Source organism: Rhodospirillum centenum SW, assembly GCF_000016185.1.
Classification (GTDB): domain Bacteria; phylum Pseudomonadota; class Alphaproteobacteria; order Azospirillales; family Azospirillaceae; genus Rhodocista; species Rhodocista centena.
The window spans coordinates 1,840,534-1,862,452 of sequence record NC_011420.2; the positions used below are offsets into that span (position 1 = coordinate 1,840,534).

Annotated in this window: 21 protein-coding genes; all 21 read right to left on the reverse strand. The window is 70.5% G+C overall.

The window, feature by feature from the left end; all coding sequences use genetic code 11:
- Nucleotides 1-69: 69 nt before the first annotated feature.
- Entirely contained in the window at nucleotides 70-426 is a 357-nt protein-coding gene (locus tag RC1_RS22495) for a methyl-accepting chemotaxis protein (protein WP_012566967.1), read from the reverse strand.
- A 123-nt stretch (nucleotides 427-549) separates the two neighbouring features.
- On the reverse strand, nucleotides 550-2,127 hold the full coding sequence (gene serA / locus RC1_RS08565; protein ID WP_012566968.1) for a phosphoglycerate dehydrogenase: 1,578 nt from the start codon (nucleotides 2,125-2,127) through the stop codon (nucleotides 550-552).
- Between the two features lie 39 nt (nucleotides 2,128-2,166).
- Nucleotides 2,167-2,517: a DMT family protein gene (locus RC1_RS08570; protein ID WP_012566969.1), complete on the reverse strand. Its 351-nt coding sequence runs from the start codon at nucleotides 2,515-2,517 to the stop codon at nucleotides 2,167-2,169.
- 110 nt (nucleotides 2,518-2,627) lie between these two features.
- Complete coding sequence (locus tag RC1_RS08575) at nucleotides 2,628-3,788, reverse strand: phosphoserine transaminase (protein WP_012566971.1); 1,161 nt, start codon at nucleotides 3,786-3,788, stop codon at nucleotides 2,628-2,630.
- Nucleotides 3,789-3,982: 194 nt separating this feature from the next.
- Nucleotides 3,983-5,725 (reverse strand): hypothetical protein, encoded by a 1,743-nt coding sequence (locus RC1_RS08580; RefSeq protein WP_012566972.1) that lies wholly within the window; start codon nucleotides 5,723-5,725, stop codon nucleotides 3,983-3,985.
- Nucleotides 5,726-5,900: 175 nt separating this feature from the next.
- A complete protein-coding gene (locus RC1_RS08585) occupies nucleotides 5,901-6,692 on the reverse strand; it encodes a PhzF family phenazine biosynthesis protein (protein ID WP_012566973.1) in 792 nt (263 codons plus the stop codon).
- 10 nt (nucleotides 6,693-6,702) lie between these two features.
- Nucleotides 6,703-7,161 carry a GNAT family N-acetyltransferase gene (locus tag RC1_RS08590; protein WP_012566974.1) on the reverse strand — a complete coding sequence of 153 codons (459 nt, stop codon included), beginning with the start codon at nucleotides 7,159-7,161 and terminating at the stop codon, nucleotides 6,703-6,705.
- The gene (gene thiD, locus RC1_RS08595) at nucleotides 7,158-7,958 is read right to left on the reverse strand and encodes a bifunctional hydroxymethylpyrimidine kinase/phosphomethylpyrimidine kinase (protein ID WP_012566975.1); all 801 of its coding nucleotides are present in this window, start codon (nucleotides 7,956-7,958) and stop codon (nucleotides 7,158-7,160) included. The genes RC1_RS08590 and thiD overlap by 4 nt, the downstream gene beginning before the upstream one ends.
- A gap of 104 nt (nucleotides 7,959-8,062) precedes the next feature.
- The gene (gene glmM, locus RC1_RS08600) at nucleotides 8,063-9,484 is read right to left on the reverse strand and encodes a phosphoglucosamine mutase (RefSeq protein ID WP_012566976.1); all 1,422 of its coding nucleotides are present in this window, start codon (nucleotides 9,482-9,484) and stop codon (nucleotides 8,063-8,065) included.
- Nucleotides 9,485-9,562: 78 nt separating this feature from the next.
- Nucleotides 9,563-10,720 (reverse strand): dihydropteroate synthase, encoded by a 1,158-nt coding sequence (gene folP, locus RC1_RS08605; protein WP_012566977.1) that lies wholly within the window; start codon nucleotides 10,718-10,720, stop codon nucleotides 9,563-9,565.
- 155 nt (nucleotides 10,721-10,875) lie between these two features.
- On the reverse strand, nucleotides 10,876-12,816 hold the full coding sequence (gene ftsH / locus RC1_RS08610) for an ATP-dependent zinc metalloprotease FtsH (RefSeq protein ID WP_012566978.1): 1,941 nt from the start codon (nucleotides 12,814-12,816) through the stop codon (nucleotides 10,876-10,878).
- A gap of 103 nt (nucleotides 12,817-12,919) precedes the next feature.
- A complete protein-coding gene (tilS, locus tag RC1_RS08615) occupies nucleotides 12,920-14,281 on the reverse strand; it encodes a tRNA lysidine(34) synthetase TilS (RefSeq protein WP_012566979.1) in 1,362 nt (453 codons plus the stop codon).
- A complete protein-coding gene (gene ybgF / locus RC1_RS08620; RefSeq protein ID WP_012566980.1) occupies nucleotides 14,272-15,228 on the reverse strand; it encodes a tol-pal system protein YbgF in 957 nt (318 codons plus the stop codon). The genes tilS and ybgF overlap by 10 nt, the downstream gene beginning before the upstream one ends.
- Nucleotides 15,229-15,413: 185 nt before the next feature.
- Nucleotides 15,414-15,905, reverse strand: coding sequence for a peptidoglycan-associated lipoprotein Pal (gene pal / locus RC1_RS08625; protein ID WP_012566981.1), 492 nt, complete (start codon nucleotides 15,903-15,905; stop codon nucleotides 15,414-15,416).
- Between the two features lie 150 nt (nucleotides 15,906-16,055).
- Nucleotides 16,056-17,411 carry a Tol-Pal system beta propeller repeat protein TolB gene (gene tolB / locus RC1_RS08630; RefSeq protein WP_012566982.1) on the reverse strand — a complete coding sequence of 452 codons (1,356 nt, stop codon included), beginning with the start codon at nucleotides 17,409-17,411 and terminating at the stop codon, nucleotides 16,056-16,058.
- On the reverse strand, nucleotides 17,411-18,403 hold the full coding sequence (locus tag RC1_RS21745; protein WP_012566983.1) for a protein TonB: 993 nt from the start codon (nucleotides 18,401-18,403) through the stop codon (nucleotides 17,411-17,413). The genes tolB and RC1_RS21745 overlap by 1 nt, the downstream gene beginning before the upstream one ends.
- A gap of 42 nt (nucleotides 18,404-18,445) precedes the next feature.
- Nucleotides 18,446-18,910, reverse strand: coding sequence for an ExbD/TolR family protein (locus tag RC1_RS08640; protein ID WP_012566984.1), 465 nt, complete (start codon nucleotides 18,908-18,910; stop codon nucleotides 18,446-18,448).
- A 4-nt stretch (nucleotides 18,911-18,914) separates the two neighbouring features.
- On the reverse strand, nucleotides 18,915-19,649 hold the full coding sequence (tolQ, locus tag RC1_RS08645) for a protein TolQ (protein WP_012566985.1): 735 nt from the start codon (nucleotides 19,647-19,649) through the stop codon (nucleotides 18,915-18,917).
- A 23-nt stretch (nucleotides 19,650-19,672) separates the two neighbouring features.
- Complete coding sequence (locus RC1_RS08650) at nucleotides 19,673-20,191, reverse strand: YbgC/FadM family acyl-CoA thioesterase (protein WP_012566986.1); 519 nt, start codon at nucleotides 20,189-20,191, stop codon at nucleotides 19,673-19,675.
- A complete protein-coding gene (gene ruvB / locus RC1_RS08655) occupies nucleotides 20,184-21,272 on the reverse strand; it encodes a Holliday junction branch migration DNA helicase RuvB (RefSeq protein ID WP_012566987.1) in 1,089 nt (362 codons plus the stop codon). Before ruvB ends, RC1_RS08650 begins: the two co-directional genes overlap by 8 nt.
- Complete coding sequence (gene ruvA / locus RC1_RS08660) at nucleotides 21,269-21,889, reverse strand: Holliday junction branch migration protein RuvA (protein ID WP_012566988.1); 621 nt, start codon at nucleotides 21,887-21,889, stop codon at nucleotides 21,269-21,271. The genes ruvB and ruvA overlap by 4 nt, the downstream gene beginning before the upstream one ends.
- Between the last annotated feature and the right edge of the window lie 30 nt (nucleotides 21,890-21,919).

Sequence of the window (21,919 nt, forward strand, 5' to 3'; positions counted from 1 at the left end):
CGCCGGAACGGCCGGGGCAAGACCCCGTCACGGACTGTCGGGTGCGCTGCCAGGCATCAGGGGCCGCCGTCAGGCGGTTGTGATCGCCCGCTCGACGAGCTGGCCCAGATGCTGGGTCCGCTTGGTCAGGCTCTGCAACACGCTGGAAATCTCGGCGGTGGCCGCCGCGGTCTGGCCGGAGAGGTTCTTCACCTCGCCCGCCACGACGGCGAAGCCCTTGCCGGCCTCCCCGGCGCGGGCCGCTTCGATGGTGGCGTTCAGCGCCAGCAGGTTGGTCTGCTTGGCGATGGCGTCGATCTGCTGGGCCACGGTCCCCACCTTCTCGATCTCGGCCCGCAGTCCCTCCAGCTCGCGGCTGATCTCCTGCAGGGCACTGGCGAGGTCGGACGTACTGACGCCGGTGGGCGTTCCTGTGCCGTACTTCATGGGGCGCCCCTGGACGCTGGAGGAAAACCGGACGCCGCACAGGATCGTGCGGCCCCCTCCTTTTACCACGCCGAGGGGGCCGCAATCGTTACAAAACGCTGCAGAAGACTTCGGAAAACCTTATCAGAAGGTGAGTGCCTTGGCCCGCACCACGCTGGGCAGCGCGCGGATGCGCTCGACCAGATCGTCGCCCAGCGGCTGGTCCACGCAGACCAGCGCGATGGCCGTCTCGCCCGCGGCGGTGCGGCCCAGGTGGAAGGTGGCGATGTTCACGCCCGCATCGCCCAGCGCCGTGCCCAGCTTGCCGATGAAGCCCGGCTTGTCCTCGTTGCGGATGAACAGCATGTTGGGCGTGACCTCGGCCTCGATCGGCACGTCCTCGATCTCGACCAGCCGGGGCTTGTCGCCGCCGAACAGGGTGCCGGCGAGGGTGCGCGTCCGTGCCTCGGTGGAGACGATGACGCGGATCAGCGTCTGGTAATCGCCCGCATCCTGCCGCTTGGTCTCCGACACCTTGATCTCCCGCTCCCGCGCGATGACGGGGGCGTTGACCATGTTCACCGACTCCATCAGCGGCGCCAGCAGGCCCTTCAGCACGACGGCGGTCAGCGGCCGGGTGTTCAGCTCCGCCACCTGGCCCTCGAACTCCACCGTGACGGCCTTCAGCCCCGTCTCGGTGATCTGGCCGGCGAAGCTGCCGAGCTGCTCGGCCAGCTTCATGTAGGGGCGCAGCCTGGGCGCATCCTCGGCCGAAACGGACGGCATGTTGAGCGCATTCACCACCGCCCCGCTGACCAGGTAGTCGGCCATCTGCTCGGCGACCTGGAGGGCGACATTCTCCTGCGCCTCGGTCGTGCTCGCGCCCAGATGCGGGGTGCAGATGACGCGCTCCATGCCGAACAGGCCGTTCTGCTTCGCTGGTTCCTCGGCGAAGACGTCCAGGGCGGCGCCGGCGACATGGCCGCTCTCGATCGCCGCCTTCAGATCCTCTTCGACGATCAGGCCGCCGCGGGCGCAGTTGATGATGCGCACGCCCTTCTTCGTCCGGGCGAGGCTGTCGCGGTTCAGGATGGCGCGGGTCTCGTTCGTCAGCGGCGTGTGCAGGGTGATGAAGTCGGCGCGGCGCAGCAGCTCGTCCAGCTCCACCTTCTCCACCCCCAGGTCCTGGGCGCGTTCGGGCGACAGGAAGGGATCGAAGGCGACGACCTTCATCTTCAGGCCCAGGGCGCGGTCGGCGACGATGGAGCCGATGTTGCCGCAGCCGATCACGCCCAGCGTCTTGCCGTACAGCTCGACGCCCATGAAGCGGTTCTTCTCCCACTTGCCGGCGTGGGTGGAGGCGTTCGCCTCCGGAATGTCGCGGGCCAGCGCCATCATCATGGCGATGGCGTGCTCGGCCGTGGTGATGGAGTTGCCGAAGGGCGTGTTCATCACCACCACGCCGCGGGCGGTGGCGGCCGGCACATCCACATTGTCCACGCCGATGCCGGCGCGGCCGACGACGCGCAGGTTGGTGGCGACCGCCAGCACGTCCTTGGTCACCTTGGTCGAGGACCGGATGGCCAGACCGTCATAGCCGCCGATGATGGCCTTCAGCTCGTCCGGCTTCAGGCCGGTCTTCACATCGACCTCGATGCCCCGCTCCTTGAAGATCTCGACCGCGCGGGGGCTCAGGCTGTCGGAGATGAGAACCTTGGGCATGGCACTGCTCCTTGGAAGATGGCTGGCGACCCGCGCGGGTCAGTTCCAGTCGTGGACCGAAAAGAAAACGGCGACGAAGATCAGCACGAACGCCACCCAGTCGTTCCAGCGCAGCGATTCACCCAGATAGAGGGTGGAGAAGCCGGCGAAGACCAGGAGCGTGATCGCCTCCTGGATCATCTTGAGCTGGGGGGCGGTATAGACGGCGTGTCCCATCCGGTTCGCCGGCACCTGGAGGCAGTATTCGAAGAAGGCGATGCCCCAGCTCGCCAGGATGACGAGCGTCAGGGGGGCCGCCTTGAACTTCAGGTGCCCGTACCAGGCCAGCGTCATGAAGACGTTGCTGGCGACCAGCAGGAAGACGGGAACGAGATAGGCAGACAGGGGCATGGGTCGGAGACCGCAGTGACTCGGGACCGAGTCCGGGCGGGCGATGGCGACAGGGCCGGCCGCAGCCGGCCCCCGCCACCTTCCGGTCGGGTTTCCCGACGGGAAAGGGATCAGCCCGCCTTCACCGTGGCGTAGGCCCAGTCGAGCCAGGGCAGCAGCGCCTGGATGTCGGCCGTCTCCACCGTGGCGCCGCCCCAGATGCGCAGCCCCGGCGGGGCGTCGCGGTAGGCGCCGGCGTCAAGCGCGACGCCCTCCTTCTCCAGCAGAGCGGCGACCTTCTTGGCGATCTCCGCCTGCGCCTCGGCCGACTGGCCGGTGGCCCAGGGATCGACGATCTTCAGGCAGATGGAGGTGCAGGAACGGGTTTCCGGCCGCTGCGGCAGGAAGTCCACCCAGTCGGTCCGCGCCACCCAGTCGGTGACCGCCTTCAGGTTCGCCTCCGACCGGCCGATCAGGGCCGGCAGGCCGCCGATGGACTTCGCCCAGGTCAGGCCGTCCAGCGCATCCTCCACCGCGATCATGGAGGGGGTGTTGATCGTCTCGCCCTTGAAGATGCCTTCGACGATCTTCCCGTCCTTGGTCATGCGGAAGATCTTCGGCATCGGCCATGCGGGCTTGTGGCTCTCCAGCCGCTCCACGGCGCGGGGGCTGAGCACGAGCATGCCGTGCGCCGCCTCGCCGCCCAGGACCTTCTGCCAGGACCAGGTGACGACATCGAGCTTGGACCAGGGCAGGTCCATGGCGAAGGTGGCGGAGGTCGCGTCGCAGATGGTCAGGCCCTGCCGGTCGTCCGGGATCCAGTCGCCGTCCGGCACGCGCACGCCGGAGGTGGTGCCGTTCCAGGTGAAGACCACGTCGCGGGCGAAATCGACCTGGGTCAGATCGGGCAGCGCGCCGTAGGGCGCCTTGAACTCCCGCACGTCGGTCAGCCGGAGCTGCTTGACCACGTCGGTGACCCAGTCCTTGCCGAAGCTCTCCCAGGCCAGCATGTCGATGCCGCGGGCGCCGAGCAGGGACCACAGCGCCATCTCGACGGCGCCGGTGTCGGAGGCGGGCACGATGCCCAGCCGGTAACCGGCGGGGATGCCCAGGATTTCCTTGCTGAGGGTGATCACCTGCTCAAGCTTGGCCTTGCCGGGCTTGGAGCGGTGGGAGCGGCCGACGAGGGCACCCTTGAGGGCCTCGATGGTCCAGCCGGGGCGCTTGGCGCAGGGGCCGGACGAGAACTGCGGATTCGCGGGGCGCGAATCCGGCTTCGGCAGAGCCGTCATAGACTATTCCTTACAGAATAGAGCGCCCCGTTGGGGGGGCGTGTCCCGCCGCGGAAAGTAGGGGGCGCCGCAAGGTCGGTCAATCGCCACCAACGCGGGCGGACACATTGCGGCCATGCCGGGCACGCAGGCGAAACTTCCTTGCGGGCAGGAGCCGGTCCCGGGGCCGGCGCGGAAGCGCTTCCGGCGGGCCTTCAGGCGAGCGCGTTGGGGATCAGCGCGGCGGGAACCAGTCCCGACTCGGCCAGCAGGGCGCACAGCTTCTGGAGCGCGTCCTTGCGCTCCTGCGGGCCGGGAAAGCGCTCCAGGTAGCGCAGGATGAACTCCGGCCGGTGCAGGGCCTGGGTCAGCAGCTCCGACGCGATCTGCCGGGCCTTGCCCTCGGCCGGCAGACAGGGACCGAGCCGGACCAGGCCGAGGATGCGGTCGGCATAGGGAACGGAGGAATTGCCGATAACTTCCTTCCGGATCAGGTCGTGCAGCGCCGTGTCGATCAGCTCCAGCAGTTCCCGCCGCGGCCCGGCCGGCAGGCCGATTCCCGCCACTCGGGAGGCGATGGTCGCCAGGGGCATCATCGCCTCGCCCCGGCTGTGCAGCCCGCCCGTCTCCCGGATGATGTCCTCCGGCACCAGCAGCGAGCGCAGGTAGGGCGCGAGCTTGGCCTTCGGCGCCTCCCCCGGCGCCTGCTCCATCAGCCCGAGCACAAGGTCGATGCGGCCCGTGCAGGTGCGCGACTGGCCCAGCAGGTCGGCCATCGCCTCGGGCTGGATCAGCCGGTCCACGCGGGTCGCCAGCGCCTCCAGCACCTCCTCGTCGCGGGCCAGGGTCGGCGCCTTGCGCCGGATGTACCCCAGGATCTCGACACTGGCCGCGATCTCGTCGCGGATGCCGATGCCGGCGCGCAGCGGCTGGCGCGCGTGCAGATGGCGCAGCAGCCCCAGCCGCAGCTCGGCCATGGTGCGTGGCAGCGCCCCCTGGGCCAGCAGCCTGGACAACGCCTGCACGCCCGGCGGCAGCGAGCTGGACGCCGCAAGGGCAAGGTTGCCGACATAGAGATCGACGGCGTTCAGCACCAGCTCGAAGCGCGGCCGCTCGGCCCCCGCCAGTTCGCGCAGGGCCAGGGGCGAAGCGAGGATCTCCGCCGCGAGCGAGTCGACGACCCGCATCTCCACGACCGTCAGGTCGGGGGTCCAGAGGCGGAACAGCCGGTCCAGCTTCTCCACCCACGACTTCGAGTCGGCCAGATGGGCCGCCACGGCACGGTAGAGCGGCGGGTGTGGATCGCCCGGCCGGCCACGGAGCTGCCGGCCGACCTCCGCCAGGGTCGGCGGTCCCAGCCGGAGCGGCGGCCCGGCCTTCGCCTCCTTCTGCAACCGCCCGAGCCCCTCCTCCACGATCGCCAGCAGTTCCTTCACGCGGGCGACGGCCGTCTGCTTGGTGCCGCGCACCTGGGTGCTGGCGAGCCGTTGCAGGGCGCCCTGCACGGTCGTGCCGGCCTGGTCCAGCGTCTTGGCGTGGACCTCGTAGTAGAGGATTTCCAGCGGGGTCAGGCGCCGCTCGTCCAGGTACTTGGCGAGCAGACCGCGGAACACCTGCCGCTGCGGGTCGCCGCCGAGGTCCTCGGGGCTTTCGCACCAGGAGGCGTCACGGCCGGGGTTGGCGCGCAGCAGGGGATCGGTCTCCTGAACGCCCGCGCGCATGCGCTTGACGATGGTGACCGTGGTGGAGAAGTCGTGGTCCACATAGTCGGTGCGGCGGACGACGCGCACCCCCTCAACCTCGTTGCGCTGGACCAGCAGCGCGGCCGCCGGCTCGATCTGGCGCAGGTCGGTGGCATCCTTGACGACCAGCCACTGGTCGCCATGGAAGCTGTGCAGCTCGAAGGAATGGCGAACCCGGCCGACGAGCTGTGCCTTGTTCAACGCCTGGTCCAACACGGTCCGCCACGTTCAGCTAAAGCCGGAGCGTGCCCGCGGTATCGTCCGCAGGCCCGTATCCGGCAGTTGTGATCGGTCGGGCCTATCTTGCTGGATTACGCCCCCAGGGTAAACCTGTTTGTCTGGCGGGACGGCATCCGGAAAAGACCGGGTGCCGGGCGCGGCGTTCCATGGTTCAGATGTGGATCACCCCTTCCAGATAGAGCACGGCACGGCCGCCGATCCGCACCCGGTCGCCCTCCAGAGCGCAGTGCAGCCGGCCGCCGCGGCGGGACACCTGCTCCGCCTCCAGCCGGGTGCGGCCCAGCCGGCCGGCCCAGTAGGGGATCAGGGTGCAGTGGGCGGAGCCGGTGACCGGGTCCTCCGGCACGCCCTTGGCGGGCGCGAAGAAGCGGGAGACGAAGTCGATGCCCGGCGCGTCGCCGGGCGCGGTGACGATGGTCATGCGGTCCAGTCCCGCCAGCCGGTCCATGCGCGGGCTGAGCGCGCGGACCTGCTCCGCCGTCGGATAGACCACCAGGAAGTCCCGGGCGGTCAGGACCGCGGCCGGCGGCGGACCGCCCAGCCCCTCCAGCAGGTCGGCCGGCGGTTCGACCGGCACGGGCGGCCGGGCCGGGAAGTCCAGGGTGAAGACGTCGCCGTCGCGGCTGACGGACAGGTCCCCCGCCCTGCGCGTGCGGAAGGCGAAGCGCTCCCGCCCGGGATCGACGAAGCGGGACAGCACATAGGCGGTGGCCAGGGTGGCATGGCCGCAGAGGTCCACCTCCGTGCCCGGCGTGAACCAGCGGATGGCCCAGACCCCCTCCCCCTCCGGCACGCAGAAGGCCGTTTCGGAGAGGTTGTTCTCGGCCGCGATGGCCTGCATCGTCGCCTCGGGCAGCCAGTCCCGGAGCGGCACCACGGCCGCCGGGTTGCCGGCGAACACCCCGGTGGCGAAGGCATCGACGGTGTAGCTGTTCAGGCGCATGGCCGGTCCCTCACAGGTCGGTGAAGTCGAAGGCGTTGTCCAGCGCCGCCAGCCCGACATGCGGGTAGTAGCTGCGCGCCTTGGGCGCTGCCAGCAGCAGGCAGCGCAGCGGCGGACCGCCCGCGGCAGGGTCCAGCAGGCGGACCGCCTCGTCGCGGGTCCGCCGCATCAGCGCCCGGCCGATGCCCTGCCCCTGCCAGTCCCGGTCCACCGCAAGATCGGACAGGTAGCAGCAGAAGGAGAAATCGGTGACGGAGCGGGCGACGCCGACCAGCAGCCCGTCCGGCGTCCGCGCCGTCACGGTCAGGCCGGCATGGCGCAGCATCGCGGCGATGCGCGCCGGATCGTCCACCGGCCGCCGCTCGGCCAGACCGGAGCGGCGCAGCACGTCCACGAACGCCTCCGGCGCCAGATCCGCCTCCACGGCATAGGCGATGCCGGCATCCCCCTGCGGTCCGGCCATGCTCATGGGAAGGGTCTGACGGTATGGCTGTGGTTCAGCGGCCCGTGGCCATGGCCGTAGCCGGGCGCGGTCTGGATCGCCAGATCGACATAGGCCGAGGCGCGGGCGACCGCCTGGGGCAGCGCCAGCCCCTGCCCCAGCCCGGCGGCGATGGCGGAGGCGAGCGTGCAGCCGGTGCCGTGGGTATGCGGCGTGTCCACCCGCTCGCCGGTGAAGTAGATCTCTCCCTCCGGGATCACCAGCAGGTCCGTCACCTCCGGTCCCGGCAGGTGCCCGCCCTTCATCAGCACGGCCCTGGCCCCCATGGCGAGCAGCCGGCCGCCAGCCTCGCGCTGGCCGTCCAGGTCCCGGATCTCCAGCCCGGTCAGGGCCTCCGCCTCCGGCACGTTGGGCGTCAGCAGGTCCGCCAGCGGCAGCAGGCGGGCGACCAGCGCCGCGGTGGCGCCTTCGTCCAGCAGGCGCTGCCCGCCCTTCGACACCATCACCGGGTCGATCACGATGGGGACGCGGCCCGCCAGGGGCGCGATCTCGTCCGCCACGGCGTCGATGATCTCCGCCGTGGCGAGCATGCCCGTCTTCACCGCGTCGGCGCCGATATCGTCCAGCACCACCCGGATCTGCTGCCGGATGAAGGGAACCGGCACCGCATGCACGCCATGGACGCCGCGGGTGTCCTGCGCGGTGAGCGCGGTGATGGCGGTCATGGCATAGCCGTCCAGGGCCGTGACCGCCTTGATGTCCGCCTGGATGCCGGCGCCGCCGCCCGAATCCGAGCCGGCGACGATGAGGATGCGTCCGTTCATGCCCGATCCGCTGTCAGGATGGCTGGGTCGCCGGGCGGCAGGATCGCGCGCCCGGCCCGTTGCGAAGCCTTACCGCAACGGCGGGCCGGGTCAACGCGGGAACGCTATTCGGCCGGCTGGACCTGGGTGACGGTCGCCGCCTCCCCGGCGGCGCGGGGCACGGTGGCCGCCTCCACGGCGGCGACGATGTCCGCCACGACGGACGCCACCAGCCCTTCGTCCTCCCCCTCCGCCATGACGCGGATCAGGGGTTCGGTGCCCGACTTGCGGATCAGCACCCGGCCGCGGCCGCCCAGCCGCGCTTCCCCTGCCCGGATGGCGGCCTGGACGCCGGCCGCCTCCAGCGGGCGGACGCCGCCTGCGGGATCGAAGCGCACGTTGCGCAGGAGCTGCGGCAGCGGCTGGAAGACCCGCAGCACCTCCGACGCGGGACGGCCCGTCCGCTGGATTTCCGCCAGCACCTGCAACGCCGCCAGCAGCCCGTCGCCCGTGGTGGCGAAGTCGGACAGGACGATGTGGCCGGACTGCTCGCCGCCCACGTTGAACCCGTACTCGCGCATGTGCTCGACGACGTAGCGGTCGCCCACCGGCGTCCGGACCAGGGTCAGGCCGCGGTCGCGCAGGAACAGCTCCAGACCGAGGTTGGACATGACGGTGGCGACGACGCCGCCGCCCTTGAGCCGGCCGTCCTCGGCCCAGCTCCGGCCGATCAGGGCCATGATCTGGTCGCCGTCGATCTGGGTGCCGCTCTCGTCCGCCAGGATCAGCCGGTCGGCGTCGCCGTCCAGGGCAAGGCCCAGATGGGCCTTGTGCTCCAGCACCGCGGCCCGCATGGCGGCCGGCGCCGTGGCGCCGCAGTCGCGGTTGATGTTGAAGCCGTCCGGCCCCACGGCCAGCGGCACCACCTCCGCCCCCAGCTCCCACAGCACCTTGGGCGCCACGCGGTAGGCGGCGCCGTTGGCGCAGTCCACGACGATCTTCAGCCCGTCCAGCCGCAGCCCGCGGGGGAAGCTGGCCTTAACCTGCTCGATATAGCGGCCCGGCGCGTCCTCCAGGCGGGAGGCGCGGCCCAGGTCGCGCGGGCCGGCAAGGTCCGCCGCGGGACCGCCCGCGGCCCCGTCCGCGGCGATGCGCGCCTCGATCGCCGCCTCCATCTCGTCCGACAGCTTGTAGCCGTCCGGGCCGAACAGCTTGATCCCGTTGTCGTGGAAAGGGTTGTGCGAGGCGGAGACCATGACGCCCAGATCGGCCCGGAGCGAGCGTGTCAGCATCGCCACCGCCGGCGTCGGCAACGGCCCGACCAGCACCACATCCATGCCCATGGAGACGAACCCCGCCGTCAGCGCCGGTTCCAGCATGTAGCCCGACAGCCGCGTGTCCTTGGCGATCACCACGACATGACGATGGCTGCCGCGGCGGAACTGCGCCGCCGTGGCCATGGCCACCTTCAGCGCCATCTCCGCCGTCATCGGGTCCGTGTTGGCCGTGCCGCGGATTCCATCCGTGCCGAACAGCCTGCGCGTCATCCCCCTCTCCCCCGTGCCTCTCAGAAACCGGCGCGCCTTATAGCAGATCGGACCCGTCCGGCCATGCCCGGCGCCGGGTCATAGCCCGATGCTCCCCCAGACCGCCCGGGCCTGCCAGGTTTCCGCCACATCGTGGACCCGCAGGATCTGGACCCCCTGGGAAAGGGTCGCCAGACCGGCGGCCAGCGACCCGGGAAGGCGCTGCTTCGGTTCCTCTCCGCGCGACAGGCTGGCGATGAAGCGCTTGCGGCTGAGCCCGACCAGCACCGGGCAGCCCAGCGCGTGGAAGATCCCCACCTGCCGCAGCAGGGCGAGATTGTGCTCCACCGTCTTGCCGAAGCCGATGCCGGGGTCCACGGCAATGCGGTGGCGCGGGATGCCCGCGGCCTCCGCCGCCAGGAGCCGCTCCTCCAGCCCGTCGAAGACGTCCAGCACGACATCGCGGTACTGCGGGTCCTGCTGCATGGTGCCCGGCTCGCCCTGCATGTGCATCAGCACGACAGGGCAGCCCGCCGCCGCGGCGACGGTGAGGCTGTCCGGGTCGCCGGCCAGGGCCGTGATGTCGTTGACGATCCGCGCGCCCGCCGCCAGCGCCGACCGCATCACCGAGGCCCGGCGGGTGTCCACGGAGACGACGGCGCCGGCCTCCGCCAGCGCCCGGATCACGGGGACGACCCGGGCCGCTTCCTCCGCGGGGTCCACCGGCTGCGCGCCCGGCCGGGTCGACTCGCCGCCCACGTCCAGGATGTCCGCTCCCGCTTCCAGCAGGGCCCGGCCGTGCGCGACCGCGGCGGCGGAATCGGCATGATCGCCCCCGTCGGAGAAGCTGTCCGGGGTGACGTTGACGATGCCCTGGATCAGCGGCCTGCCCAGCCCCAGCCCGGCCCAGGCGGGCTCACCCACGGTCAACGGCGGCGTGGTGAGCGCGGCCAGCAGCACGGCGGCACGCCGCGCCGCCGCCGGCTCCAGCCCGGCCATCCAGTCGCGCACGGCGTCGGCCGGAGCGATGGCGCGGACGCTGCCCTCGGGAGTCCTCACCGCCACCTCCAGCAGGGCGAAGGCGAAGCCGCTGCCGGCCAGCCGCAGCGCCTGCCCCGCCGCGACGGCGCGGTCCGCCTCCGCCCCCGACAGGAAGGCCGTGGGACGCAGATAGAGGTCGGCCGGGCGGACCGGCGGGGGAAGCAGGGCAAGGGTCGGCACGGCACCCGGGACGGTCATCGGCACGGTGGAGGTCATGGCGGCTCGCGGCTGCGGAAGGGTCCGGCAAGGTAGCCCGGGACAACGGTTCACCGGAAGCACCATCGCCGGCAGGACAGTACCGGCCGCAATGAAGAAGGGCCCCCGGATCGCTCCGGGAGCCCTTCAGACACTCACCTGCAGCCGGCTCCGGCTCAGACGCCGGGCTGCGGCTCCGGCTCCAGGCCCCCGGTGTCCTTGCCGGTGGTCGGGACGGAGGCGCGGCGCCCGCCGCCCTTGGGCGGCTCGGGCTTGGCCTGGGGCGGGGTCACCGGCGGCTCCGGCCGCACGATGTTCTCGCCGCGGATCAGGGCCCGCACCTCGTCGCCGGACAGGGTCTCGTACTCCAGCAGCGCCTGGGTGACCCGCTCCAGCTCGTCATGGCGCTCGGTCAGGATGCGGCGGGCATGGCCCTCCGCCGTCTCGATGATGCGCCGGACCTCCTCGTCGATGAGCTGGGCCGTCGCCTCGGACATGTTCTGCTGCTGGGTCACGCTGTGGCCCAGGAACACCTCCTGCTCGTTGGCGCTGTAGCGCACGCGGCCCAGCTTGTCGGACATGCCGAACTCGGTGACCATGCGGCGGGCCATGTTGGTGGCCTGCTGGATGTCGTTGCCGGCACCCGTGGTCACGTATTCCGCGCCGAAGATCAGCTCTTCCGCCATCCGCCCGCCGAACATCATGGCGAGGCGGCTCTCCAGTTCGATCTTGGAGTAGGTGTACTTGTCCCGCTCCGGCAGGTTCATGGTCACGCCCAGGGCGCGGCCGCGCGGGATGATGGTCACCTTGTGCAGGGGATCGCTCTCCGGCATGTAGAGGCCGACCAGGGCATGGCCCGCCTCATGGTAGGCCGTGAGCTTCTTCTCCCGCTCGGTCATGACCATGGAGCGGCGCTCCGCGCCCATCATGACCTTGTCCTTGGCGGCCTCGAACTCGGCCATGCCGACGACGCGCTTGCCGGCACGGGCCGCCAGCAGGGCCGCCTCGTTCACCAGATTGGCGAGGTCCGCACCGGAGAAACCCGGGGTGCCGCGGGCGATGATCCGGGCGTCCACGTCCGGCGACAGCGGCACCTTGCGCATGTGGACCTTCAGGATCTTCTCGCGGCCCAGCACGTCGGGGTTCGGCACGACGACCTGACGGTCGAAGCGGCCCGGACGCAGCAGCGCCGGGTCGAGCACGTCCGGCCGGTTGGTGGCGGCGATCAGGATCACGCCCTCATTGGCCTCGAAGCCGTCCATCTCCACCAGGAGCTGGTTGAGGGTCTGCTCGCGCTCGTCGTTGCCGCCGCCCAGGCCGGCACCGCGGTGGCGGCCGACGGCGTCGATCTCGTCGATGAAGATGATGCAGGGGGCGTTCTTCTTGCCCTGCTCGAACATGTCGCGGACGCGGGAGGCGCCGACGCCGACGAACATCTCCACGAAGTCGGAACCGGAGATGGTGAAGAAGGGCACGTTGGCCTCGCCCGCCACGGCGCGCGCGGTGAGCGTCTTGCCGGTGCCCGGCGGACCGACCAGCAGCACGCCCTTCGGGATCTTGCCGCCCAGGCGCTGGAACTTCTGCGGGTCCTTCAGGAACTCGACGACCTCCTCCAGCTCCTGCTTGGCCTCGTCGATGCCGGCGACGTCGTCGAAGGTCACGCGGCCGACCTTCTCCGTCAGCAGGCGGGCGCGGGACTTGCCGAAGCCCATGGCCTTGCCGCCGCCGCCCTGCATCTGGCGCATGAAGAAGATCCAGACGCCGATCAGCAGCAGCATCGGGAACCAGCTCAGCAGGATGCTGAACAGGCTGGGGACGTTGCTGTCGTCCGGCACGGCGGTGATGCGGACGTCGCGGTCCGCCAGACGCTGGACCAGATTGGCGTCGGGCGGCACATAGGTCGAGAACGGCTGGCCGTTGCTGAGATGGCCCGTCACCTGGTTGCCCTTGATGGTGACGTCCGAAACGGAGCCGCGCTCCACCTCATCCAGAAGCTGGCTGAAGGCGATGCTGTTCGGCGCCATGCGGGTGGACGACGTCTGGAACAGATTGAACAGGGCCACCAGCAGGAGGCCGATGATGATCCAGAGCGCCAGGTTCTTGCCGAAGTTGTTCACGTCGTAACCTTTCAAAGACCGCCCCGCGGGCCGACGCACCGCTGGACCGGGTCGGCTGGGCACCGATGCGCGACAGACCCTGCGATGCAGGGGGAGCTTCCCATTAGATAATCCTCGTGTCCGCCCAGACAACAGAGAAGCGTGGGCCCGACGCTGCTTCCGGCGGCTGGAATCGCACCCGGCAGGGTACGGGGTCGGCATCCGTATCGATACCCCACAGATGGGGTACGCAGAGCACCCGCCCGTCCCGGCGCAGCGCCGGCAGGGTGCGGCGGACAAGCGCGGGCAGCCGGGGGGACCCGTCGGACGGCAGCGCCGCCGCCCCCTCGCCCAATGCCCCGACGGTCACGGAACCCGCGCCGTTCCAGGCGATCCGGAAGCGCCCGTCCCAGAGGACGCTGGCACCGGAAACCACCTCAACGGGTGGTGATACGGCCCGCGGCTCGCGCAGGATGCGCCAGCCGGCCCGGCTCGGGACCACGAGACAGCCGTGCAGCGTGGCGCCACGGGAAAGCGCGGTCCCCTCTTTGTCACCGCCGCCACCGGAACCCGCGGCGCCGGACCGGCGGAGCGCGGCCAGCAGCCGGTCCAGCCGCGCGCTCCGGGGCGGCAGGGCGGCCCCGCCCACCACCTGCAGGAGACGCAGCAGCACGCGCCGGGCGACATCCTCCGGCGGATCGCAGAGGGCTGCCGCGGCGACCTCACCCCATCCTTCAGGATAGAGCGCCGCCTGCCCGGCCAGCACCGCGGCGGCGGCATCGTCGAGCGCGGCGCGGGTCCGGCCCGCCGCCAGCGCCCGCTGCCATGGCTCCTCCGTCCCGGCGGCGCCGGCCCGGCGCAGCCGGCCGCGGGCGAAGCGGTCGGACAGGTTGGAGGGATCGTCCAGCCAGGGCTGGCCCAGGGCCTCGCAGGTGGCCGCCAGCCGCACCCGCGGAATGTCCAGCAGCGGCCGCAGCAGCCGCAGCCCGGCCAGCTCGCGCACGGCGGCCATGCCGGCCAGGCCGTCGGGACCGCTGGACCGTGCGGCACGCAGCAGCACCGTCTCTGCCTGATCCTCGCGCTGGTGTCCCAGCAGCAGGTGCAGCGCCCCCTCCGCCCGGCAGCGGGCCTCCAGCAGGGCATAGCGCGCCGCCCGTGCCGCCTGCTGCACCCCGCCGGACGGCTTCTGCCCCTCCCAGCGCAGGACGGCGTGGCGGATGCCGCGGGCCGCCATCCAGGCGCCGACCTGCGCCGCCTCGGCGGCCGATTCCGGCCGCAGGGCATGATCGACGGTGAGGGCGAGGACGCTGCCGCCCCGCGCCCGCGCCCAGGCGTCGGCCAGCAGCACGAGCGCCAGACTGTCGCGGCCGCCGGACACGCCGACAGCCAGCAGCGGCCGGGCCTCGAACGACCCCAGCGCCGCCATGCGGGCGGCGAACTCGGCGGCGGCGACCGGCGCGCCCTGCTGCGGCTCCGTCAGCCGCACCGCAGCCGGTTTCGTTCCTGCTCGGCCCGGCGCTGGATGGTACCCGGCGCATCCTTGAAGTCGGTGCGGAGCTGGTCGAGAGCGAGGCAGGCATCCTCGCGCTGGTTGAGGTTGCCCAGCGCCATGGCCAGCTTCAGCAGGCTGTCGGGGGCCTTGTTGCTCTTCGGGTACTTCTTGTAGCCCTCGGCGAAGGCGCGGGCCGATTCCTTGTACTTGTTGCGGACATAGAGCGTCTCGCCCAGCCAGTACTGCGCATTGGGCGCGAGCTGGTGCGTCGGGTGCTGCGCCAGGAACTGGGTGAAGGCCCGCTCGGCGCCGGCATAGTCGCCCTGCCGGGTCAGGTTGAAGGCGTAGTCGTACTGCTCCTGCGCGCCGCCCGTGGGCAGGTTGCCCGTCGCCGGCTCGGATGCCGACGGGGCTTCGGAGCGGGTCGGAGAGGATGGGGCCGGAGAGGACGGGGCCGGAGAGGACGGGGCCGGGGACGACGGCTCGGCGGCGGACCCCGCCAGCGGCGCCGGACTCGTGGGCGGCAGGCCGCCGCCGGCCCCCTGCTCCAGCCGCGACAGGCGGAAATCAATGTCGGCCGAAAGCTTGGAGAGCTGGTCGCGGAGCTGGCCGATCTGGAACGCCGCCTCTTCATAGCGGCCGTTCAGGGTCAGCATGTCGTTCTCCATCCGGGTCAGCCGCGCCTCCAGGCTGGCGGCGACGCTGGGCGGGGCCGTCTCCATCCCGCCGGCGGCCGGCGCCGACGGGCGCGCGCCGCCACGGTAGACATCGCGGGACAGCGTCTGGAGCTCCGTCTCCAGCCGGTTGACCCGGTTGATCAGCTCCCGCAGGTCACCGCTCTGGGCAGCGGCCGGGGCGGCCGTTCCCAGCAGCGACGCCGTCAGCAGCAGGACGGTCGGCAGAAGCGGGCGACGACGCAGGGATGGCTCGGAACGGATCATGGTCTCGCGCAGGGCTGGCGGTGGACGGGTCCGGACGGTAACGCGACCGGCAAGGTAGCGTCTCCGGCGCCGGGCAGGAAGAGTGGACGGCACGGGCCCGCCCGAACGCAGAAACGCCGCCCGGTTTCCCGGGCGGCGCTCCTTAGGCTTGGACCTTGACGGTCCGCGGGATCAACCGACCGAGATCAGTTGATCACCGTCACGCCACGACGGTTCTGGGCCCAGGCGGACTCGTCGGAACCGAGAACGGCCGGGCGCTCCTTGCCGTAGCTGATCGTCTGGACGCGAGCGGTATCGACGCCCAGCGCGGTCAGGTAGTTCTTCACCGCGGTGGCGCGGCGCTCGCCGAGGGCCAGGTTGTACTCGCGGGTACCGCGCTCGTCGGCGTGGCCTTCAACGGTCACGGTGACGTTCGGGTACTGCTTCAGCCAGGCGGCCTGACGGTCGAGGGTGGCGGTCGCCTCCGGCGTCAGATCGAAGCGATCGAAGCCGAAGAAGACGCGGTCACCGACGTTGGCGACGAAATCTTCAGCGGAACCCGGGACCGGGCCGGTCGGCGTAGCCGGAGCCGCAGTCGTGGTGCCGCCCGTCGTGGTGGTGGCGGTGGTTTCCGGCGCGGACTGGCAGGCGGAAACCAGCATGAGCGCTGCGAACAGGCTCAGGAACTTGAAGCGCATTTCAGAGACCCCCTAACTTCGACACTGTTGCTTATGATCGGATGTTGCCCCACGAGCGACGCTAACTAACATCCAGTCGCCGATGTCTTCCGATCTTTAGACTGTTAAGTCTTAGCGCCGTTCTTGCGATGCGAAAATAATGTGACCACCTTAGGGAATCAAGGGCGACCAAGCCGGGTCCGACGCATCGGTGGCAGTCACCATCTGCCGTTCGTTCACGCCCGTCAGATCGATCGTGAACAGACGGCTCTGGCGCTGCCGGGCGCCCGCCCCCACCGGCTTCTCCTTGAAGTACATGAGGACGCGGCCGTTCGGGGCCCAGGTCGGACCCTCGACATGGAACGCTTCGGTCAGGAGGCGCTCGCCGGTCCCGTCCGGACGGATTACCCCGATATAGAAGCGACCACCGTTGAGCCGCGTGAAGGCGATCAGGTCGCCGCGGGGGGACCAGACCGGCGTAGCATATCGCCCCTGGCCGAAAGTAATCCGCTTCACGTTCGAGCCGTCGGCATTCATCGTATACAGCTGCTGCGTACCGCCGCGGTCGGATTCGAACACGATCTGCTTGCCGTCCGGTGAGTAGGACGGGGCCGTGTCGATGCCGGGATGGTCGGTCAGCCGGGTCTGCCGCCGCGTCCGGAGGTCGAGCGTGTAGATGTCCGTGTTCCCGGACTGCGCGAGACTCATGATGACCTGATTGCCGTCGGGGGAGAACCGCGGGGCGAAGGTCATGCCCGGAAAGTCACCCAGCAGCTCCTGCCGGCCGGTGTCGATGTTGAAGAGATACACCCGAGGCTTGTTGTTGAAGTAACTCAGGTATGTGATTTCCTGGGCGGTCGGGGAGAAGCGCGGCGTCAGCACCAGGACGCGGCCGTCGGTCAGGAAGCGGTTGTTCTCGCCGTCCTGATCCATGATGGCGAGCCGCTTGACCCGCTGGTTCGCAGGGCCGGACTCGGCGATGTAGACGACGCGGGTATCGAAGTAGCCCTCCTCGCCCGTCAGCCGCTTGTAGATGGCGTCGGAGATGATGTGCGCGACTCGGCGCCATCCTTCCGCCTGGGTGAAGTAGGCCAGCCCGGTGAGCTGCTTGCCGTAGACCACGTCGAACAGGCGGAACTGCACCCGCAGGCGACCGTCCGGCTGGGCCTGCACGCCGCCGGCGACCAGCGCCTGGGCCCCGATCAGGCGCCAGTCGGCAAAGCGCGGCGGCGCGGAGGCGAGCTGCTCCGGCGTCTGGATGAAACGGGCCGGGTCGAGCGGCTGGAACAGGCCCGACCGCTCCAGGTTGGCCGTGATCACCGAGCTGATCTGGCGCGCGACCGTCTGCTCCTGCGGGGTGCCCCCGAGGAACGTCGTGATCGCGATCGGCATCGGTTCGGTGACGCCCTTGGTGATGTCGAGCCGGAGTTCCTGCGCCGACGCGGCGCCGACCGGCAGGGCCGCGGCTAACGCGACCAGCAGGGCCGCCGCGAGACGGCGGCCGATCGTGAGGACGGTGCGGATCATCAGAACATGTCCCTCGGGCTGAAATTCATCACGATGCTGCCGCGGTTACCGTACTTGTCCCGCGGAAGGTTCAGGGTAGCGCAGGCCGGAAGCTGTGGCGCGCGCAGGGCGCTCTCCACGAAGGCGCGGAAGTGCGGATCGCTCAGATTGCCGTTGCCGCGGATGAACTGCACGCCGGTGACCCGCATGTTCGCATCAAACAGAACCCGGATCTCGGCCTGCATGCTCTCCACCCCGCGCGCACCGCTCGGAACGTTCCAGCACTGGCCGATCTGCCGGCGCAGGGCGTCCTCCTCGCTGATGCTCAGGCGCTCCCCGGCGGCGGCCGGCGGACTGCCGGACTCCACGGGGCGTTCCTGCGGCTTCTCCTTGGCCGGAGGCGCGGGCTGCTCCTTCTCCAGGCTGTTCAGCAGGTCGGACAGGGTCCGCTCGGGCTTCGGCTTGGGTTCTTCCTTCTTCGGCTCGGGCTTCGGCTTCGGCTCTTCCTTCTTGGGTTCAGGCTTGGGCTTGGGCTCTTCCTTCTTGGGCTCCGGCTTCGGCTGTTCCTTCTTCGGTTCCGGCTTGGGAGGCTCCGGCTTCTTCGGTTCCTCCTTCTTCGGCTCCGGTTTCGGTTCCGGCTCGGGCTTCGGTTCGGGCTTCGGCGGTGCAGGCTCCGGCTTGACCGGCGGCTTGGGCGGTTCAGGTTTCGGCGTCGGCTCCGGCTCGGGCGGAGGCGGCAACGCCTGGGCCTTGGGCGGCGGGGGCGGCGGCTCCTGCTTCGGAGGCTCGGGCTTGGGGGGTTCGGGCTTGGGCGGCTGTGGTTTCGGCTGGGCGCGCGGCTTGGGCGCGTCCTGTTGCAGGCGGGCGATGGTCATGGGCCCGACCTCGACCACGTCCACCGGAATCTCCTGAAGCATCAGGACGTCCTGGCTCTTCAGGGCGGGCAGGCCGAACAGCGCGATCAGGAAGAGCGCGACGTGCAGCACACCCGAGAGGACAAGGGCCCTACGCATGATGGTGTCGGTTTCACCCCGGAATGACCGTGCAGACGCGGATCAGCGGTTACGCCCGTCCGACTCGATGACCAGCTTCGCCTCGGTCAGCCCGGCGCGGCGGGCCTCGCTCAGCACGTCGATGATGACGGCGTACTGCGCCTTGCGGTCGCCGCGGACCAGGACCTTGCGGTCCGGGGTCTTTTCCGCGACCGCGATCAGGCGCGGCTGAAGCTCCTCCAGCGTGTACTCGTCATCGTCGAACACTGCCTTGTCCTTGAGCGAGATGCGGCCGTCCGACGTGACCGTCAGCCAGAGCGGGTCTTCCTGCGTCTCCAGCGCCTGCGCCGCTCCCTTCGGCAGATTGACGGGAATGCCCGCGGTCAGCAGCGGAGCGGCGACCATGAAGACGATCAGAAGAACCAGCATGACGTCCACGAAGGGCGTCACGTTGATCTCCGCCAAGGGACGGTAGGCGCGGCGCCTGCCGCCGCGTCCGGGCTGCTTTCCGGAAAGGGACGCCCCCATTTCGTCAACCCCGCTCTTCCAGATGGCGTTGCAGGATCGCGGAGAATTCTGTCGTAAATGAGTCGAGACGGTCCGCGAAGCGGCCGAGATCGGTCGAGAACTTGTTGTAGGCGATGACGGCGGGAATGGCCGCGACAAGCCCCAGCGCCGTGGCGAACAGCGCCTCTGCGATGCCGGGGGCGACCACGGCCAGCGAGGTGTTCTGCTGCGCCGCGATCGACGTGAAGGCGTTCATGATGCCCCAGACCGTGCCGAACAGGCCGATGAAGGGCGCGGTCGAACCGACCGAGGCCAGCACCGTCATGTAACGCTCGGCCCCCGCCATCTCGCGCCCGATGGTGACGGACATGACCCGCTCGATGCGCTGGGCAAGGTTGGCGCGCATGGCCCCGGTGGTCAGCAGCCCGCGCTCGGCGGCATGGCGCCATTCCCGCATCCCGGCGGCGAAGGTCGCGGACAGCGGATCGCCGGGATTGGCCGCGACCTCGTCATAGAGCTGGTCGAGCGAGCCGCCGGACCAGAACTGCTCTTCGAACTCGGTCGCCGCGGCCTTCATCCGGCGCAGCTTGACGGCCTTGTCGAAGATGATGGCCCAGCACCAGACGGAGGCGCCGACGAGCGCCAGCATCACGATCTTCACGATCCAGTCGGCGGCCAGGAACAGGCCGAGGATCGACAGCTCATGGGCAGGAGCCACGGCGCCGGCCATGGCGACGGCTTGCAACTCGATGGGCGACATGGGGGATCAGTCCTGACTTTGCCTCAAGGGGCGGGCCTCGGGAACAGGGGCTTCAGTGCCGTCCGCACCGCATTGGGTAACCGGGCGGGCCTTCCGCTCTGGTTAATGCAGGCCAGCCGCAGGCGCACATGGACAAGAACGTCACCGTCCGTCGCGGATCCCGCACTGCCGTCCGCGTATCCCGCGCCGGTGGCGAAAGTGCGGCGGATGATCTGTACCGCGTCCAGTGTCGCGCCGCCGATATCGGAAATCTCCGTATGCACTTCAAGCGCATCGTCCAGCCGCGCCGGACGCAGATAGTCGATTTCGCAGCGCCGTACCGCGAACGCAACACCGCTCTCCGCCACCATGGCCGAATGCGGCACACCCAGCAGGCGCATCATCTCGGTGCGGGCCCTTTCGCAGTAGCGAAGATAGGTCGCATGGTAGACGATGCCGCCGGCGTCCGTGTCCTCGTAATACACACGGCAGGGATAGACGTGCAGCGGCCCGACCAGATGGCCCGTCGCCGGGCCGCGGGGGGCTTCCGGACCGTCAGACATCCTCGCCCTCCCCCTCCGGTGTCCCGCCGCCGGGTCCCGCCCCGCCCAGCAGGTCGAGCTGGCGGGCCGGCGTGGCCGGCGGCGGCAGGCCCAGATAGCGGTAGCCGCTGTCGGTCAGGAGCCGGCCGCGCGGGGTCCGCTGCAACAGGCCCTGCTGGATCAGGTAGGGCTCGATCGTCTCCTCCAGCACGTCGCGCTGCTCGCCCAGCGCCGCCCCCAGCGTCTCCACCCCGACCGGGCCGCCGCCGTAATTGTCCGCGATGCAGCGCAGATAACGCCGGTCCATGGCGTCGAAGCCCAGCCGGTCCACCTCCAGCCGGGTCAACGCCCCGCCCGCCGCCGCCGCGTCCACCACCGCCAGCCCGGCGACGCCGCAGATGTCCCGGACCCGGCGCAGCAGCCGCCCGGCGACACGCGGCGTCCCGCGGGAACGGCGGGCGATCTCCAGGGCACCCTCGCCGGTCAGTTCCATCCCCAGGATGCGGGCACCGCGGGCGACGATGAGCTGCAACTCCTCCGGCTCGTAGAACTGCATCCGCAGGGGGATGCCGAACCGTTCCCGCAAGGGGCGGGTGATCAGGCCGGACCGGGTGGTGGCGCCCACCAGGGTGAAGGGCGGCAGGTCGATCCGCACGCTGCGCGCGGCCGGCCCCTCGCCGATGATGAGGTCGAGCTGGAAGTCCTCCATCGCCGGATAGAGGATCTCCTCCACCGCCGGGGAGAGGCGGTGGATTTCGTCGATGAACAGCACGTCGTGCGGCTGCAGGTTCGTCAGCAGCGCCGCGAGATCGCCGGCCTTGGCGATGACCGGCCCGCTGGTAGCGCGGAACCCGACATTCAGCTCCTTGGCGACGATCTGGGCCAGGGTGGTCTTGCCCAGGCCCGGCGGCCCGAACAGGAGCACATGGTCCAGCGCCTCCTTGCGGCCGCGGGCCGCCTGGATGAACACCGACAGGTTCTCGCGCACCTGCCGCTGGCCGATGAACTCCGCAAGGCTGAGCGGACGGATCGACGCCTCCGCGGCGTCGCCGCCGATGCGGTCCTGCTCCACCAGCCGCTGCGGTCTGTCGGGCGGGCTCACGGGCTAAGCTCCTTCAGTCCGGCGCGGATCAGGTCCGACACCCCGGCCTCCGGCCCCAGCCGCTGGGCCACGGCATTGACGGCGGTGAAGGCTTCGACCCGCCTGTAGCCCAGATTGACCAGGGCGGAGACGGCATCCGCCACGGCCCCGGCCGGACCGGCGGGGGCGGCCCCCCCCTTGCCGGCGGTGGCGGCGGCCGGAGCCGGCGCGCCGAAGCTGGCGACCTTCTCCTTCAGCTCGTTCAGGATGCGCGCGGCCAGCTTCGGCCCGACCCCGTCGGCCTGGCACAGGGCGGTCCGGTCCTGCGCGGCGATGCTGTTGGTCAGCTCGGCCGGCGACAGCGCCGACAGCAGGTTCAGCGCCACCCGGGCGCCCACCCCCTGCACCGTCGTCAGCAGGCGGAACCAGTCCCGCTCCTCCGTATCGGCGAAGCCGAAGAGCTGGATGTTGTCCTCCGACACCCACATCTCGGTCAGCAGCGACACGGCCTCCCCCGGGGCGGCCAGCCGGCGCAGGGTCCGGGCCGAGGCGGAGACGAGATAGCCCACCCCGCCCACATCCACGATGGCCCAGTCGAGCCCCGTGGAATCCAGCAGACCCGTCAGCTTGGCGATCATGCCGCCCCTCCCTTCCATGGCAGGGCGAAG

Bases quoted from the DNA above. Each gene is read 5' to 3' on its own strand.
- RC1_RS22495 (WP_012566967.1), bottom strand. From the start codon at position 426: ATGAAGTACGGCACAGGAACGCCCACCGGCGTCAGTACGTCCGACCTC.
- serA (WP_012566968.1), bottom strand. From the start codon at position 2,127: ATGCCCAAGGTTCTCATCTCCGACAGCCTGAGCCCCCGCGCGGTCGAG.
- RC1_RS08570 (WP_012566969.1), bottom strand. From the start codon at position 2,517: ATGCCCCTGTCTGCCTATCTCGTTCCCGTCTTCCTGCTGGTCGCCAGC.
- RC1_RS08575 (WP_012566971.1), bottom strand. From the start codon at position 3,788: ATGACGGCTCTGCCGAAGCCGGATTCGCGCCCCGCGAATCCGCAGTTC.
- RC1_RS08585 (WP_012566973.1), bottom strand. From the start codon at position 6,692: ATGCGCCTGAACAGCTACACCGTCGATGCCTTCGCCACCGGGGTGTTC.
- RC1_RS08590 (WP_012566974.1), bottom strand. From the start codon at position 7,161: ATGAGCATGGCCGGACCGCAGGGGGATGCCGGCATCGCCTATGCCGTG.
- thiD (WP_012566975.1), bottom strand. From the start codon at position 7,958: ATGAACGGACGCATCCTCATCGTCGCCGGCTCGGATTCGGGCGGCGGC.
- glmM (WP_012566976.1), bottom strand. From the start codon at position 9,484: ATGACGCGCAGGCTGTTCGGCACGGATGGAATCCGCGGCACGGCCAAC.
- folP (WP_012566977.1), bottom strand. From the start codon at position 10,720: ATGACCTCCACCGTGCCGATGACCGTCCCGGGTGCCGTGCCGACCCTT.
- ybgF (WP_012566980.1), bottom strand. From the start codon at position 15,228: ATGATCCGTTCCGAGCCATCCCTGCGTCGTCGCCCGCTTCTGCCGACC.
- pal (WP_012566981.1), bottom strand. From the start codon at position 15,905: ATGCGCTTCAAGTTCCTGAGCCTGTTCGCAGCGCTCATGCTGGTTTCC.
- tolB (WP_012566982.1), bottom strand. From the start codon at position 17,411: ATGATCCGCACCGTCCTCACGATCGGCCGCCGTCTCGCGGCGGCCCTG.
- RC1_RS21745 (WP_012566983.1), bottom strand. From the start codon at position 18,403: ATGCGTAGGGCCCTTGTCCTCTCGGGTGTGCTGCACGTCGCGCTCTTC.
- RC1_RS08640 (WP_012566984.1), bottom strand. From the start codon at position 18,910: ATGGGGGCGTCCCTTTCCGGAAAGCAGCCCGGACGCGGCGGCAGGCGC.
- tolQ (WP_012566985.1), bottom strand. From the start codon at position 19,649: ATGTCGCCCATCGAGTTGCAAGCCGTCGCCATGGCCGGCGCCGTGGCT.
- RC1_RS08650 (WP_012566986.1), bottom strand. From the start codon at position 20,191: ATGTCTGACGGTCCGGAAGCCCCCCGCGGCCCGGCGACGGGCCATCTG.
- ruvA (WP_012566988.1), bottom strand. From the start codon at position 21,889: ATGATCGCCAAGCTGACGGGTCTGCTGGATTCCACGGGGCTCGACTGG.